We start from the raw sequence: 14,371 nt of genomic DNA on the forward strand, positions 1-14,371 counted from the left end.
AATTATAATGGTCTATGAAGAGATTTTCTTCAGCAGCACCCAGATCAGAATCAAAAAAATCCAAATAGAACGGAGAATAAGCATGGGCATCGGAGCATTTTCCCTCAGTTTGACGGTCAAGGACATACATGTATCAAAGGCATTTTACGAAAAATTGGGCTTCAGCACATTCGGCGGGGACATCGATCAGAATTGGCTGATCATGAAGAACGAGGATTGCATCATCGGGCTGTTCCAGGGTATGTTCGAGAAAAACATGCTGACGTTCAATCCCGGCTGGAACAGCGATGCGGAAGAAGTGAATTCGTTCAAGGACGTCCGTGAGCTGCAGGAGGAATTGCGGGGAAAAGGCATCACTTTTGTTTCGGAAGCCGATCCTGATACGAAAGGGCCCGCGAGCTTCATCATTGAGGATCCCGACGGCAATCCGATTCTCGTCGACCAGCACAGATGACTTTCCTTTTGCGCGAACGCCTTTGCCAATTGCACGCTACATAAGCCAGTTGCAGCAACTGATTTGCGAAAAATAGGAGGTCATCGCGTTATGGGAAGAGTCATTCATTTTGAGATTCACGTGGACAATATGGAGAGGGCAAAGCTTTTCTATGGCGATGTTTTCGGATGGACGTTCGAAGATTGGACCGCATATGTAGGTGCGCCTTATTTTGGGGCAATCACGGGCGATACGAGCGAACCGGGCATCAACGGTGCTTTGATGCAGCGCCAAAGTCCTCCGCCTGAAAGCGATCAAGCTTTGAACGCCTTTGTCTGCACGATGGGGACCGAAGATTACGATGCGACCGAAGCGCTGATTCTGGAGAAGGGCGGTAAAGTCTCGATACCGAAGAATGCGCTGACCGGGATGGCTTGGCAGGGGTACTACTTCGATACGGAAGGGAATCTGTTCGGAATCCATCAGCCGGACCTGAATGCAAAATAACCATTACCCATTACAATAAAATAAGGAGCCGGGCGCTAGATCCAATTAGGATTTAGCACCCGGCTCCTTTTCAATTCATTACCTTGCAGTGATGTTCATCTTTTTCAGGATTGCCGACAGTGGCAATGAAATCGCTATTCCGACTGCATTCTGGACGAGGTTTCCGGGAATCGAAGCGAACGGTGTGATGGCATTTCCGTAAAGAATCCATTCGCACAGATAATAACCGACCAGCATGATGGGAACCGAAAGCAGTGTGGCCAAAAGGTTCACGGCAAAGCTGTTCCCTTGGCGGCCCTTCGACCATGCCAGTTTTCCGACCAGATAGCCTTGCAACCCGCGTGTAACCAACGTGAAGGGAGCCCACAAAACCCAACCGGCCATGAGGTCGAAGATGGCCATGCCGACCGCTCCGGCGATGGCGCCTTTTTTCGGCCCGAACAGGATAGATGCGAGGAAGAGCATCGCAGTGCCGAGGTGGATCAATCCGCCGTTTGCCGTGATAGGCAATTTGATGTTCAGGAAGACTGTCGCAACGAATACGAGCGCAATCAGGATTGCGGTCAGAACCAAATCATAAGTGCGTGTGTTTGAATAACCTTGTGCTTTTTGCATAGTGAAGCCTCCTATTTGTTTTCTTTATAGCTTTTGATGAACAGCTGGGCCAAATCGCCTTTTCTTGCGAAGCCCAGATCGCACAGGCCATTGTCGATGATGGCCAAAACATAGACAAGTTTGTCCAAGAAGGCATTTTCACCCATATGGCCGATGCGCAGGATCACGTCTGCATATTGCGCCAACGAAGTGGCGACAAGCAGATCGTAGTGTTCGCTGAGGTGCTCCTGCAGGCGAAGGGCGCCGATTTCGTCAGGTATCCGGATGGCGGTGACGGTATTGGAACGGTCGGAATCCAGGAACAACTCCAATCCGTATGCTTGAGCGGCATCGCGCACGGCGGAAGCGATCCTGTCATGGCGTGCGAAGACTGTCTCGACGCCTTCCTCGAGGATGTTGTCCAAAGCGGCATCGAGCGCCGCAACATCGCCCGCAGAAGTCGTGTAAGGCAAGTATTCTTTTTCCGCGTACCCTTTGAAGACCTGTAGATTGGCATAAAAGGAAGCGATAGGCGTTTTGCGGTTGTCCATCGCTTTTTGGGCGTCTTCACTGACGGAAACGATGGCCAGTCCAACCGGGGCCGAAATGGCTTTTTGCGTTCCGCCGCAACAGATATCGATTTTGTTTTCATCCACATTGATCGGCTCGCCGACCATTCCTGCGACGGAATCGACCACCGTCAGAATGCCATATTCCTTCAGTAAAGGACATAACTCAGCCACGTTGTTCAGTACCGATGTCGGCGTGTCGCAATGAACCAAGGTGGCATATTTGAAGTCAGAATCCTGCTCCAGAAAGGAGCGGACCGCTTCGGTAGAGATGCCACTGTGGCGATCGAAACTCAGGACGACTGGCACGCCACCATAGATGCTGACGAAATCCTTGAAGCCTTCGCCATAGATGCCGTTGTCCAGCACGAGCACGCGATCGCCGGGTTCCGTCAGACTCGCACAAGCGGCCTCAAGAGCCAGAATCCCTTCGCCGGCAAGCAACAGGACCTCATTCGTGGTGCCCATGATTTGCCCCATTTTTTGGCTGACCTCCCGGTAATAGCGGACGAACGTTTTGTCAAAGTCGCTGTTGTTGGTTCTTTTTGCGCGGGCCAAACGCACATTTTCGCGCACCTCTGTCGGACCCGGGGCGTAATTCGGTTGGTATCTCATCAGGATGTCCTCCTTATCGTTTGGTATATTGCTGATAATTTTAGCAAATGAAAAGGGCTATGAAACCGTCCAATCCGACATAAAATGAGGGGTCCAATTTGGCCAGAAATGGCTTTACGCATGCGTTTTGCAAATGTTAACGCAACCAATTTTGGGTTGCGTAAGTTTTCCCGCAAATATCTTGTTTTTTTTCGGGGATTGGAGGACTCCCAGAAGCTTATACTGTGGGAAAGGACAGGCAAAGAGGCCTGTCGATCAGCTTACAGCAAACGCTGCGAAACCAAGTACAGTGAGGAGCACTCCGATGCAAGGCATTAGCGAGATTCAAAAAGACCTATCATCCTATACATTGAAAAATCTTGCCATATTCGCAATGTTTTTCGATCATATCTTTGCGGTATTTGTGCCGCAGGACAGCCTTGAAGGTGTGGCGCTGCGGATAGCGGGGCGGATCGCCGCACCGATCATGTGCTATATGATTGCGGAAGGCTATCATTACACATCCGATTTGAAAAAATATATCTTGCGGTTAATGCTGTTTGCCGCAGTCTCGCATTTTCCGTATGTCTGGTATTTCGGCCTCCCGTGGTGGCAAGCCACGAGCGTCATCTGGGGATTGGCGCTGGGGTTGGTTGCATTGGCAGCGGCAAAACGGGAGGACTGGTCCCTTCCGCTTAAAGCAACAATCGTTTTGCTGTGCTGTCTGTTGGCGGTCCCGGCTGATTGGAATTATGTAGCGGTCTTGTGGATCCTGTTTTTTGGATTGTTCAGGGGACAAACCGAAAAGCAGCTGCTGAGCTTTGCAGTGATAGGGACTTTATTCCACATCATCCCTTCCATCAGCGCAATCGGTTGGACGCAATCCTACCAAGTCGGTATTTTTCTGGCGGTACCGCTGCTGCTTTTCTACAAAGGCCGTCAAGGGAAGAAATCCAACGTGATGAAATGGGGCTTCTATGCTTTCTATCCGTTCCATCTGTTGCTGTTGGAACTAGTAAAAATGATCGTATCCGCGTAATGGAGGACTGCATATAAATGAAAATCAATAAAAATTGGCCCCGCGCTGTCATCGGCATCCTGATGGTTGCTGTGCTGTCCGCTTGCTCCGGCTCGGATGAACAGACGGAAACAGAGGAGTCGGAGAGCACTCCGACAAGTTCGGCTGTCGAAGCGGTGGCTTCAAAAGAAGCGGCTGTGGTCCAGCCGGAAGAGCCGGAACCGTTGGTGTATGAAGGAAATCTGGAACTTCCCGTCAACGGGGCGACCGGCTATGCTTCGGTCCGGATGGATCTGAAGGCGACTGCCGATGCCGGGTCCGAGACGGTTGTTGCCTTGGAGGCGGGGACCGCTCTTGAGGTGCTCGAGGAAGTGGGCGATTGGTGGTATGTCCAGACCGCAACGGAATCCGGCTGGGTGCAACATCTTTATTGTTTCATCAACCTTCCGGACGTGATCCCTTCCATCATTTATGACAATACGAACACATACGCATCCAAGTTCATTTCTTCCGGAAAAGCGATCCCTGGCATAACGGGTCAGGCGCTTTATGACGGGAAAGCATACAATATGCGGCTGGAGAAAGTGTCCGATATCGTGCCGGTGCTTTACAGCATGTCAAAGAAAATCCATCTGGCGCAACAAGCCGCCTTGGCGGAGGGGAACACCTTGGTCATCTATGAGGGGTATCGCCCTTATTCCGTCCAACAGATGACGGTGGCTGCTTTGACGAATCTGGCTGCAGCCGATCCTGAAGTGATGGCCGGGATCAATACCTATCCTTGGGACACCAATTGGTTCATCGCGACAAGCGTTTCAAATCATCAGATGGGCTATGCCATCGATGTCACTCTGGCGAAAATAACGGAACAGCAGGAAATCGTCATCGGCGATTATGCCGCGACTGCCATTACGGGCTACACGGAATACTCGATGCCCACAACCATCCATGAATTGAGCATGGCTTCGGCTACGTTCACCGGACCGGTCAAATCCAGTTCCCCGACCGCTTGGGTCCAAGCCACTTTGGCTGATACGATGAATGAGGCGGCCATCCTCCTGCAGCGCTACAGCACGGATGCCGGCCTTACTCCCTTGGCTTCGGAATGGTGGCATTTCAATGATCTCGATGCGCGTTTCGCCACCGAGGAAAACAGCAGCAAAGGCGAATACCTTTTGGATGCAACCATGAGCGAGGCTCCGGAATCGGCTAATTGATGTACAGGCTCTTGCAGAAATGAACATAAAAAGAGGCACAATCGAATTTTTTTCGATCGTGCCTCTTTACTTACTATAATGTGCTGAATCTTGATGGTCCCTACTGGGATTGAACCAGCGACCCCTACCATGTCAAGGTAGTGCTCTCCCGCTGAGCTAAGGAACCGATAGACAGATGAATCACCTGCTCGTATATTTGATTATAACATATTTGCGTGATAAGTGAAGAGGGAAATTAAAAAAAATGAGGAACGAATAAGGCATGCATTCCATCAGACAACAAGGTATACTGGAAAAGGATAATTGAAAAGGAAAATTTGGAGGCATAATATGGACAACAATGATATATTGATCCGCTTGCGCTATGCGCTGGACATCAAGGATGCGGATATGGTGGAAGTGTTCCGCTTAGGCGGACTCGAATTGACGAAGGAAGCAGTACAGAAGATGTTGCTGAAATCGAAAAAAGATGAAGCAACGGATACTGCCGGGGCTACAGCCCCATCGGAAGACGATCAACTGGCTTGCGACAATGCGACTCTTGAATCGTTCTTGAATGGACTCATCACTTCCCAACGCGGCAAACCGCAAGTGAATCCCGGCGAACCGGAACCAAAGCCGGAATTTGTGCTGAACAACGGGAACGTCAACAATCTGCTGCTGAAGAAAGTCAAAATTGCGCTGACTTTGACGAACGAAGATATGCTTGAAATCCTGGAATCGGCAGGCGTCACCGTATCAAAAAGCGAACTGAGCGCTGTTCTGCGCAAAGAAGGGCACCGCAACTACAAGCCTTGCGGCGACCGCTATGCGCGCAATTTCCTGAAAGGGCTGGCGCTGCGCTACCGCGGCTAATAAAAAAGAACCAAACGAAAAGGCCGTCTCTCGCGAGATGGCCTTTTCGTTTGGTTCTATGGATTCATGTTCATCCAGCTGCCCAAATGATGGATGCCGATGCCGCTGAATGCACGGTTTTTGCTGTAGTATTGTCTGACGAGGCTGAGTTCGTTGTACATGTAGGCATTGCCCTCTTCGAAGAAGGTCACATAAGTCGGATCGCCTATGTTTTCCGTTTCCACGGCGATTGTCGCACTCACATTGTACTGGCGAGCAAGATTCATTTCGGTTTCGGCGATTTGATTGATTCCGTTGGCTCCGATAGCAAAATCCCGATAGGCCATTATGGTGACTGTCTTGATGTTGGTGAAGATCCATTCGGCCAGATTTCCGCTTCCGTAAGCTGTGCTGTATTGCACTTCATGGAACCAGAATGGGATGTCGATGGCCAAGTTCAGCTGCAGGTTGGCGGCTTGGGTTTTGGCGTTCATCAGGAAATCCTGATAGCGTTCCAATACGCCGTTCGGGTCCGTGCCGTAGCCGGTGCTGTAGTGGTAAGGCTCCACATCAAGATGCATGCCCTTGAAGCGCGCTTCCGCAGTGGAGTTCGCTTGATAGTCTGCAAGCCAAGCATAGAAGGCATTCTGGGAAATATAACCGTCCGGCATGACCCATTCAGGAGATCCTTCCAAAGCGTGCACGGCGATATTGTTGGCTGCCGCTCTGCTGATGAAGCTCTGGTAATAGCTGTAGTCGATACCGTAGTTCACTTGCAGGTGGACGTCGGTGACATTGTTGGCCACCAAGAAATTCAACAGGTTGTCGCTGTTGTCGATGATTTCGTACGTGTTCCACAGCCAAGTGGAATAGCTTTGGGTGCTTGTGACTGCGGCAACACTGCTCTTGTTTGGAGCGGCCTTAGCGACTGTCGACGGAACGAACAGCATGGCGAGGAGAAGGAAAAGTGGGATCAACTTAAATTTCTTCATAAACAATTTACCTCACAATCAATTTTTTTATTAATTATACAACTGAATGTGCATATCCTTTAACACAAAAGTGGTGAATATTTATCGCTCTTCTGAAAGAAAAATGACTAAGGTAGAAAGAACGGGATTCAAACGAAAAATAAGAGTCCCTCTCTAACCTTATCGACAGCAAATTTTCCGGAATGTTATCCGATCAAGTATTTCGAAAAGAGTCACTTTGCGACTTCGGTATTCTTTTTGTATTTTTTACATAAAGTAGCTAAATAATGATAAGGTAAATGTTATATTATTTGCAAAAGTAAAAAAATGATAAAACATTACAGTGATTTCTGGACGAAGGGAAATATAAGATGAGAAGGATGAGCAGAAAACAAAAAATGGCGGAAACGATTTTCGCACTGCTCAGTGCAACCACGGCGCTGCTGTTTTTTGTGATACACAACAACACGGTCACCGAAGCGGAAGCCGCTTTTTATGAAGAAGGTGGACTCCGTTTTGTCTCCAAAGCTTCGGATAAGGAGTTTTCCATCTACAAGGACAGCGGATGGGAAAATGAATTTCTGGAAGGGGTAAACATTGGCGCGGCCAAACCCGGTTATTTCCCAGGGGAACTCGGGATAACCGAAGAAGATTACTTGCGTTGGTTCGGCTACATCAGCGACATGAATGCGGAGGTCATCCGGGTTTATACGACCTTGAATCCCGCTTTTTATGATGCGCTGTATGCGTTCAACCGGACGGCCGAGCAGCCGCTCTATCTGATGCAGGGGGTATGGATCAATGAGGACGATATCGCTGCACTTCAGGATGCCTATGCCGAGGATGGAAAGATCAAGCGGGATTTTATAACGGATGCCAAAAATCTGGTCGATATTTTCCACGGGAATGTCGATTTGCCTGAAAAGGCGGGATTCGCCAGCGGCAAGTACACGAAAGACATTTCACCCTACGTCATCGGCTGGATTATGGGAATCGAATGGGATCCGGCATTTGTGGAGACGACGAACCTGAATAATCCGGAAAAGACGAGCTATGCAGGAGAATTTCTCTATACGGAAGACGCCTCGCCCTTCGAAGTCTTTTTGAGCGAAGCTGGAGATGCCGTGCTGAGTTATGAAGCAGCCGAATATCAGACGACAAGGGCGCTGGGCTTCACGAATTGGGTGACGACCGACATGCTGGAGCATCCCAGCGAGCCATATGAAAAAGAAGACAAAGCGGTGGTGAACACGGAACACATCAAGGCTCAGGACGCATTCCCTGCTGGGCTCTTCGCCGCCTATCACATTTATCCCTACTATCCGGATTTCCTGAGCTACGAAGAGGGATATATCCAGGATGTGGATGAGAACGGGGAAATCAATACTTACCGCGCCTATCTGGAGGATCTGATGGCGGAACACACAGTCCCCGTAATGGTTGCGGAATTCGGTGTGCCGGCATCAAGGGGGAAAGCCCATGAGAGCCTCTATTCCGGATATGACCAGGGCAATCATGACGAGATGGAACAAGGGGAAATGATGGTGGATCTGTTGCAGGATATCCATTCGGAAGGATACTGCGGCGGTTTGGTCTTTACGTGGCAGGACGAGTGGTTCAAACGGACCTGGAATACGATGGATTTCGATCTGGCCGACCGGCGCGCGTATTGGTCCAATCCCCAGACGAATGAACAGGGATTCGGCCTGATGGCTTTCGACCCCGGCGAGGAAACATCCGCCCATTATGTGGACGGGGATATTTCGGACTGGAGCAAAGCAGAACCGATCACGGAGACCCAAGACGGCTCCTTATATGCGGCATCCGATGAAAAGTACCTTTACCTCATGGTCGAGACCGATGGATTTGCGTTCGGTGCCGACACGCTCTGTATCCCGATCGATACGATCGCGGACCAAGGGAATACTGCAGCCGTGGAGCACCAACTCCAATTCACCAGCGGAGCCGATTTTTTGATCCGAATCGCCGGCGAGGATGACGCCCGGATTCTGGTGGACGCCTATTATGATTCATTCCATTACCTCTATGCCGAGCAATTGGGGATGGTCGCAAAAAATCCGGCTTATACGCTCAAGGATTCTGGCCTCTTCAATCCGATGCTGCATTGCCTTTCCAGTGAAATTTTCCTGCCCGCATCCCAGCAGACTGTGCCTTTCTCTTCCTACGAGACGGGCTTGCTGTCCCTCGGTGATGCAAACCCGCAGCATGCTGACTATAATTCCTTGACCGATTATGCAGTCAAGGACGGCAATGTCGAGATCCGGATTCCCTGGCAGCTCCTGAACGTCATGGATCCGTCCACCAAGCAAATCATGGGCGATCTATACGAGAACGGCAAAATCCAAGCGGAGGCGACGAAGCAATTCAAGATAGGGATGGCTTTCCAAGATTCAGCTGAAGTGAAAGAAACGTCAATCAAAATGGCAAGTTATAAATGGTCAGCATGGGACATGCCGACTTATCACGAGCGGCTGAAACCATCCTATTATATCGTTCAGGAAGCCTTTAAAATGTTGGACGAGCATGCCAGTGCGGACTGAAGGCAGCATTAGCATGCGCAACAGAAAATAGATTTTTCCATTCCAAGGGAAAATCTGTTTTTCCGCATTCAAAGAAGGTTTGATGGGTGGGAAAAGGCCACCCAGGATTCAAAAAAATAAGCCATCCTGTAACAGGAATTTAACGTTATTTTAATGTAGGGATGTGCTATAATTCTGTTAATTTACCAAACAAAATATCATAAAATTAATAGGAAGCTAAATAGAGGGATAAAATAATGGCAAATCGACTGACCGATAGGATGATTACAGAAGGTTTATATGCAGTGGGGAAAAACGTCGATTGCAATTCTTATTTGCTGATGGAAGCTGGAAACGGTATCCTGATCGATCCGGGTCCGGTTGCGGGATTTGAAGCGGTCTTCGCGGATGTGGAGAGACTGTTGCCTTTGGACAGAATCACACATGTGATCGTGCAGCACCAAAGTTCAGTCTGCTGGGCCAGCGTGATACTTTGGGAACAAAAAGGATTGAAGGCTACGGTTGTCACGCATGGGGTGACAGCGCAAAACATGCGTCACTTTGGTGTGTCGTCGGCCTATCATCTGATCGATGAGCAAGGCTTTGAACTCAGGTTGCCATCCGGCAGGAATCTTCAATTTTTTGTTCCTCCTTATATCCACCTTGAAGGCATTTTCATTACCTATGATGCGCTGTCGAAGACACTTTTTTCGGGAAATCTATTTACAGCCTTCATGAAACGCCACCAAGAATCGCTCGTGGAGGAGGGTTACGAAGGCCAGTACCTGACGTACGGCGAGTGGATGCAATCGTTGATGAACAGATTGCTTCGCAGTGATATCGACAGGATTGCGCCGAGGTTGGGAAATCTGGTCGACAGCGATATTACGGCATTCATCAGCAAGTTGCATGAATGGGAATACGGAAACGGGAATGAACACAAGCTATCGTCTTCAAAACGCTACCTGCTGGCCTGTAACCGTGTGGTAGAAAAGCTGCATACGCTTTACGATCCGAGTGACATCAATGCGCTCTTGAAAAAGGAAGGTGTCCTGATAGATGAGCAGAGCGAACTTATCTTGGATTATGGCGCTTCTGGAGTGGCATCCTGGAACAAACTTTTTGAGGTCATTTTCCGTGAAAAGGGATTGGCGCTCTTGGAAATGCTGGAGCCTTTGACCCAGTCCATCAGACGGGAACATGCGATACCGGTCCCTGAAATCATCCATTCCAAATTGCTCAAAAGGGACAAAAAAATCAAGGAAATCAACGACAAGTACCGGAAATTGGAAACCTTCAACAAAAATCTGGTGGCAAGCATGGAAAAAATCCAGGATAAATTCATCCGTTGCCCGATAACGGGGCTTTTCAATGAAATGTTCTTTTTGGATTACATGAAGAATGCGTACGGTGATTTCCCTCATGCTGCGCTTTGCCTTATCGATATCGACAATCTGGCCGACATCAGACTGCAGTACGGCACCCGCTACCGGGACGAAACACTGAAGAATCTCGCCTATCTGCTGAAACGGGATAAGGGAGAAAAGCACCGGGTCTTCAAACTGCAGGATTCGCTCTTCGCATACTTCATCACGGAGACGGAACGGCTGGAGGCGATAGCGATAGCCGAGCAATTCAGGAAAAATACGGGCCAATCCAACCTGTTCCGGGACCGGATTACCCTTTCGGTAGGCATGGTATTTTTTGATGAAGTGACCGAAGACTTGGAAAAGCCGGAAAGCATCACAGAATTTCTCAATAATACGGCCTATAACCGTCTGCGGATCGCCAAATTGACCGGGAACAGTGTCTGCAGTGAGACAACGGCAAAACAAAACGAAGAAGCCGTCAAAAACGTGCTCTTGGTGGATGAGGACGAACTCACATTGGATCTGCTGAAGCGCGCTTTGGAGAAGGAAGGTTTCAGCGTCCGCACTGCGAGGGACGGACTGGAGGCACTGGCATTGACGAAACAGGAAAGGATCAGTCTGGTCATTTCGGAGCTGATGATGCCGAAGATGGACGGACTGCTGCTGAAAGAGAATCTTTCTTTCGATTCGGAGCGCAACAGGATCCCGTTCATTCTGATGTCCCACCAAAAGGACAAAATGACGGTGGAGCGGGCTTTCGAAATGCAAGTGAGGCATTATCTGAAGAAACCGTTCATGTTCACGGAACTGATCGGCATCACAAAAAATATACTGAGGGGCAGTGAGTGACGTGACTATGGATGCAAGAACGATTCTTTTCGCTATGCTCGCCATTTCATTGCTCATTGTCTGGCTGATTTTGATGATTTTCTTCAATAAGCAAGGGCATGATGATCGGAAACTGATGACCGCCGAAATGGATCGGTTCATCATCGATGGGGTTCTCGGCAAGGAAGGGATCCTTTTCAAAAAAGACGCGAAACTTTTCATGAAAAGATACACTGATCTGAAGCAAATCATCACGATGGATGCGGATAAGGAAGCAGCTTTCACGAATGTCATCGAAACATTCGAGCTGGAAGATTTTTATCGGAAGCGTCTGCGTTCGCGCTTGAAGTACCGACGCATCGAAGCAGCTGTGCATCTGGGCGTCATCGGAACGGAAACGGCGCGCAAAGCGATCGAGGATGCCCTCTACAAGGAACGCTATCATTCGGCCAAGCTCTATTACATTCATACTTTGGTGGGGATCAAACACCCATGCTCCATTCCGCCCATCGCACATAGCCTGTTGGACGCGCCGCAATGGTACCGCGAAAAGGTCCACCCTTTGCTGAATGAGTATGGAAGGGCGTCCTTTGAGTTTTTTGCGCAGATCAAGGACAGCAAACGCAGTGAATACAAGGAGTTGATCATCGGATTCGCGGAAGCTTACCCGATTGAGGCGCTGCAGGATTATCTCCGCGATATCGCGCGGGATCCCGAAGAGGATGAAGCCATCCGTTACAAAGCGGCTTCCGTCCTGATTAAGGTCTATTTCATCGAAATCGATCGCCCGGAATATCTGGTACACCCGGACCCTTACATCCGCGGACTCTCCATCCGTGCTTACGGAGAGAACCCATCTGCAGAGAATCTGTATGTCCTGATTCCTTTGCTTGCGGAGGATGAAGATAGGGCGGCAGCCATGGAAGCAATCGGTAAGATCCTCGCCCAGAGGCCGCCGCAAGTCTGCATTCTGCTCGAAGAATTCCGCAAGTACAGCAACGAAAATGTCCGCAGCGGTTTGGCTGAGCTGATTGCTAAACGGGTGGACTACATGATGCTGAAGGTTTCATCGGAAAACAAGGAAGATTTCAAATCAATCATCAAGGAAATCATGCTGCGGGGAAAAAACAGCAACATCATCAGCTTCCTGAACAAGAACTGCGACCCTGAAATCGAGCTGGAGATGATTTCGATCCTGAGGGACGTGTTCGATAAAAGCCCGGAAGTCAAGCTGGCCTACCGCACCTACCTGAATGAGCCGCTGTTGAAGAAATGCGGTCAGACGCGTTGTGTTCCCGAATCGTTGAAAAGGGAAGAGAAACAGAACAGGCGGGTCATCGTTTATCTGTACTTCCTGTTGCTTGTGCTTTTCTTCAGTTTCCCGGCAGTGTATGCTATCCGCCATAGCGATCTGCTGTTCACGTTGCCTTGGCTGGAGCAGCTGAAGGTATACGTGCTCGATTTCAATTATTATTTGGCTTACTATTCCATCGCGGTGAACAGCATCTATCTGCTCCTGTTGGTCTGTTCTTTCTTCGGTGTCAGGCAACAGGCCCAGTACTGGAAACTGAAGAAGATGCCTTTCCTGTTCAAGAAAAAAATGATGCCTTCCGTCTCGATCATCGCACCGGCTTTCAATGAGGAGGCCTCGATCATCGAGAGCGCAAACTCGCTGATGAATCTAAAGTATCCGGATTATGAGCTGATCATCGTCAACGATGGTTCCAAGGATCAGACGTTGCAGACGCTCATCCAATATTTTGGGCTGGAAAAAGTCGATCAGACGGTGAACGAAAGCTTGAAGACAAGGCCAATCAAAGGGATCTATCGGAATGAATCGCTGCCGAAACTGACGGTTGTCGACAAGGAGAACGGCGGAAAAGCCGACTCTCTGAACACAGGCATCAACCTTTCCGCAAAAGAATACTTCTGCGGAATCGACTCGGATTCCTTGCTGGAGCCGGATGCCCTGCTCAAATTGGCTTCGCTCATTCTTGACGAAGAAGTCGAATGTCCCGCATTGGGCGGCAACATCTTCCCTGTCAACGGCTGCACTATCGATAAAGGCATGCTGACGGATCTGAGGATCCCTGAAAGCAGGGTCGCGCGCTTGCAGATGATCGAGTACATCCGCGCCTTCATGGCCGGACGCGTCGGCTGGGCGCAATTGGATTGCCTGTTGATCATTTCCGGCGCATTCGGGCTCTTCAAAAGGGATCGCATCATCGAAATCGGTGGTTATCTGACCAGCAGTGGAGAGTATCAAAAGGATACGGTCGGGGAGGATATGGAGTTGGTCGTCCGGCTGAATCGCCATATGCTCGAGAAAAAACAGAAATTCAAAATCAAGTATAGCTACAACGCCAATTGCTGGACGGAAGTGCCAGAGACGTTTCGTGTGCTGAAACGCCAGCGGGACCGTTGGCACAGGGGCCTGATCGACATTTTGACGTTCCACAACAAGATGATCGGGAACCCCCGCTACGGAAAAGCCGGAACGATCGCGATGCCTTACTTCTTCATTTTTGAAATGATGGGTCCGCTCGTGGAAATGCAAGGCTATGTGATGGTTTTTCTGGCCGCAGTGTTCGGGATGTTGAACCGGGAAATCGCGGGTATATTGTTCGTCTCCATCATCCTGATGGGAATCCTGATTTCCGTAGCTTCCTTGTATCTGGCGGAAAAGGAATCGGACTACTTCACTTTCAAAGAATTGGCCATATTGGTCTTCTATGCCTTCATCGAGAATTTCGGACTCCGCCAACTGATCAGCTTCTGGAGAGTGACGGGTTACGTGAACTCTCTCAAGAAGCCGAAGGGCTGGGGTAAAATGGAACGCAAAGGCTTTGCAGTGAAGACGGACCTTGCGGATGTGCCGAGTCTGTAATGCTTAAAA

At 49.5% G+C, this 14,371-nt stretch carries 11 protein-coding genes and 1 tRNA gene; 8 read left to right on the forward strand and 4 right to left on the reverse strand.

Features of this window, described 5'->3' with window-relative positions:
* Nucleotides 1-82: 82 nt before the first annotated feature.
* Both C7R73_RS08125 and C7R73_RS08130 read left to right on the forward strand, forming a co-directional pair.
* Nucleotides 83-454 (forward strand): VOC family protein, encoded by a 372-nt coding sequence (locus C7R73_RS08125; protein ID WP_106450083.1) that lies wholly within the window; start codon nt 83-85, stop codon nt 452-454.
* A 90-nt stretch (nt 455-544) separates the two neighbouring features.
* Nucleotides 545-940, forward strand: coding sequence for a VOC family protein (locus C7R73_RS08130; protein ID WP_106450026.1), 396 nt, complete (start codon nt 545-547; stop codon nt 938-940).
* 78 nt (nt 941-1,018) lie between these two features.
* On the opposite strand, the gene C7R73_RS08135 is transcribed toward C7R73_RS08130, so the two are convergent.
* Both C7R73_RS08135 and C7R73_RS08140 read right to left on the reverse strand, forming a co-directional pair.
* Nucleotides 1,019-1,555: an ECF transporter S component gene (locus C7R73_RS08135; RefSeq protein ID WP_106450027.1), complete on the reverse strand. Its 537-nt coding sequence runs from the start codon at nt 1,553-1,555 to the stop codon at nt 1,019-1,021.
* A gap of 11 nt (nt 1,556-1,566) precedes the next feature.
* The gene (locus C7R73_RS08140) at nt 1,567-2,718 is read right to left on the reverse strand and encodes a pyridoxal-phosphate-dependent aminotransferase family protein (RefSeq protein WP_106450028.1); all 1,152 of its coding nucleotides are present in this window, start codon (nt 2,716-2,718) and stop codon (nt 1,567-1,569) included.
* 304 nt (nt 2,719-3,022) lie between these two features.
* Between C7R73_RS08140 and C7R73_RS08145 the strand changes: the two genes are divergently transcribed.
* Together C7R73_RS08145 and C7R73_RS08150 are read left to right on the forward strand one after the other, a co-directional pair.
* Nucleotides 3,023-3,736, forward strand: coding sequence for a TraX family protein (locus C7R73_RS08145; protein WP_106450029.1), 714 nt, complete (start codon nt 3,023-3,025; stop codon nt 3,734-3,736).
* A 17-nt stretch (nt 3,737-3,753) separates the two neighbouring features.
* A complete protein-coding gene (locus C7R73_RS08150) occupies nt 3,754-4,932 on the forward strand; it encodes a M15 family metallopeptidase (protein WP_106450030.1) in 1,179 nt (392 codons plus the stop codon).
* 94 nt (nt 4,933-5,026) lie between these two features.
* Here the strand turns inward: C7R73_RS08150 and C7R73_RS08155 are convergent.
* A tRNA-Val gene (locus tag C7R73_RS08155) sits at nt 5,027-5,098 on the reverse strand.
* 164 nt (nt 5,099-5,262) lie between these two features.
* Between C7R73_RS08155 and C7R73_RS08160 the strand changes: the two genes are divergently transcribed.
* Nucleotides 5,263-5,787, forward strand: a complete 525-nt coding sequence (locus C7R73_RS08160) for a YehS family protein (RefSeq protein WP_106450031.1) — start codon at nt 5,263-5,265, stop codon at nt 5,785-5,787.
* A 56-nt stretch (nt 5,788-5,843) separates the two neighbouring features.
* Here the strand turns inward: C7R73_RS08160 and C7R73_RS08165 are convergent, their stop codons facing one another.
* Complete coding sequence (locus C7R73_RS08165) at nt 5,844-6,758, reverse strand: amidase (protein ID WP_106450032.1); 915 nt, start codon at nt 6,756-6,758, stop codon at nt 5,844-5,846.
* Between the two features lie 359 nt (nt 6,759-7,117).
* On the opposite strand from C7R73_RS08165, the gene C7R73_RS08170 reads away from it, so the two are divergent.
* From C7R73_RS08170 to C7R73_RS08180, 3 genes are all read left to right on the forward strand, one after another.
* The gene (locus tag C7R73_RS08170) at nt 7,118-9,298 is read left to right on the forward strand and encodes a family 2 glycosyl transferase (protein ID WP_106450033.1); all 2,181 of its coding nucleotides are present in this window, start codon (nt 7,118-7,120) and stop codon (nt 9,296-9,298) included.
* A gap of 236 nt (nt 9,299-9,534) precedes the next feature.
* Entirely contained in the window at nt 9,535-11,496 is a 1,962-nt protein-coding gene (locus tag C7R73_RS08175; protein WP_106450034.1) for an oxygen-binding di-iron domain-containing protein, read from the forward strand.
* A 7-nt stretch (nt 11,497-11,503) separates the two neighbouring features.
* Nucleotides 11,504-14,362, forward strand: a complete 2,859-nt coding sequence (locus C7R73_RS08180) for a glycosyltransferase (protein ID WP_153060376.1) — start codon at nt 11,504-11,506, stop codon at nt 14,360-14,362.
* Nucleotides 14,363-14,371: the final 9 nt, after the last annotated feature.

Origin of the sequence: Trichococcus alkaliphilus (assembly GCF_003008695.1) — a bacterium.
Lineage (GTDB): Bacteria > Bacillota > Bacilli > Lactobacillales > Aerococcaceae > Trichococcus > Trichococcus alkaliphilus.

Coding starts and splice junctions, on each gene's coding strand:
- C7R73_RS08125 (WP_106450083.1), top strand. CDS start 83: ATGGGCATCGGAGCATTTTCCCTCAGTTTGACGGTCAAGGACATACAT.
- C7R73_RS08130 (WP_106450026.1), top strand. CDS start 545: ATGGGAAGAGTCATTCATTTTGAGATTCACGTGGACAATATGGAGAGG.
- C7R73_RS08135 (WP_106450027.1), bottom strand. CDS start 1,555: ATGCAAAAAGCACAAGGTTATTCAAACACACGCACTTATGATTTGGTT.
- C7R73_RS08140 (WP_106450028.1), bottom strand. CDS start 2,718: ATGAGATACCAACCGAATTACGCCCCGGGTCCGACAGAGGTGCGCGAA.
- C7R73_RS08145 (WP_106450029.1), top strand. CDS start 3,023: ATGCAAGGCATTAGCGAGATTCAAAAAGACCTATCATCCTATACATTG.
- C7R73_RS08150 (WP_106450030.1), top strand. CDS start 3,754: ATGAAAATCAATAAAAATTGGCCCCGCGCTGTCATCGGCATCCTGATG.
- C7R73_RS08160 (WP_106450031.1), top strand. CDS start 5,263: ATGGACAACAATGATATATTGATCCGCTTGCGCTATGCGCTGGACATC.
- C7R73_RS08165 (WP_106450032.1), bottom strand. CDS start 6,758: ATGAAGAAATTTAAGTTGATCCCACTTTTCCTTCTCCTCGCCATGCTG.
- C7R73_RS08170 (WP_106450033.1), top strand. CDS start 7,118: ATGAGCAGAAAACAAAAAATGGCGGAAACGATTTTCGCACTGCTCAGT.
- C7R73_RS08175 (WP_106450034.1), top strand. CDS start 9,535: ATGGCAAATCGACTGACCGATAGGATGATTACAGAAGGTTTATATGCA.
- C7R73_RS08180 (WP_153060376.1), top strand. CDS start 11,504: ATGGATGCAAGAACGATTCTTTTCGCTATGCTCGCCATTTCATTGCTC.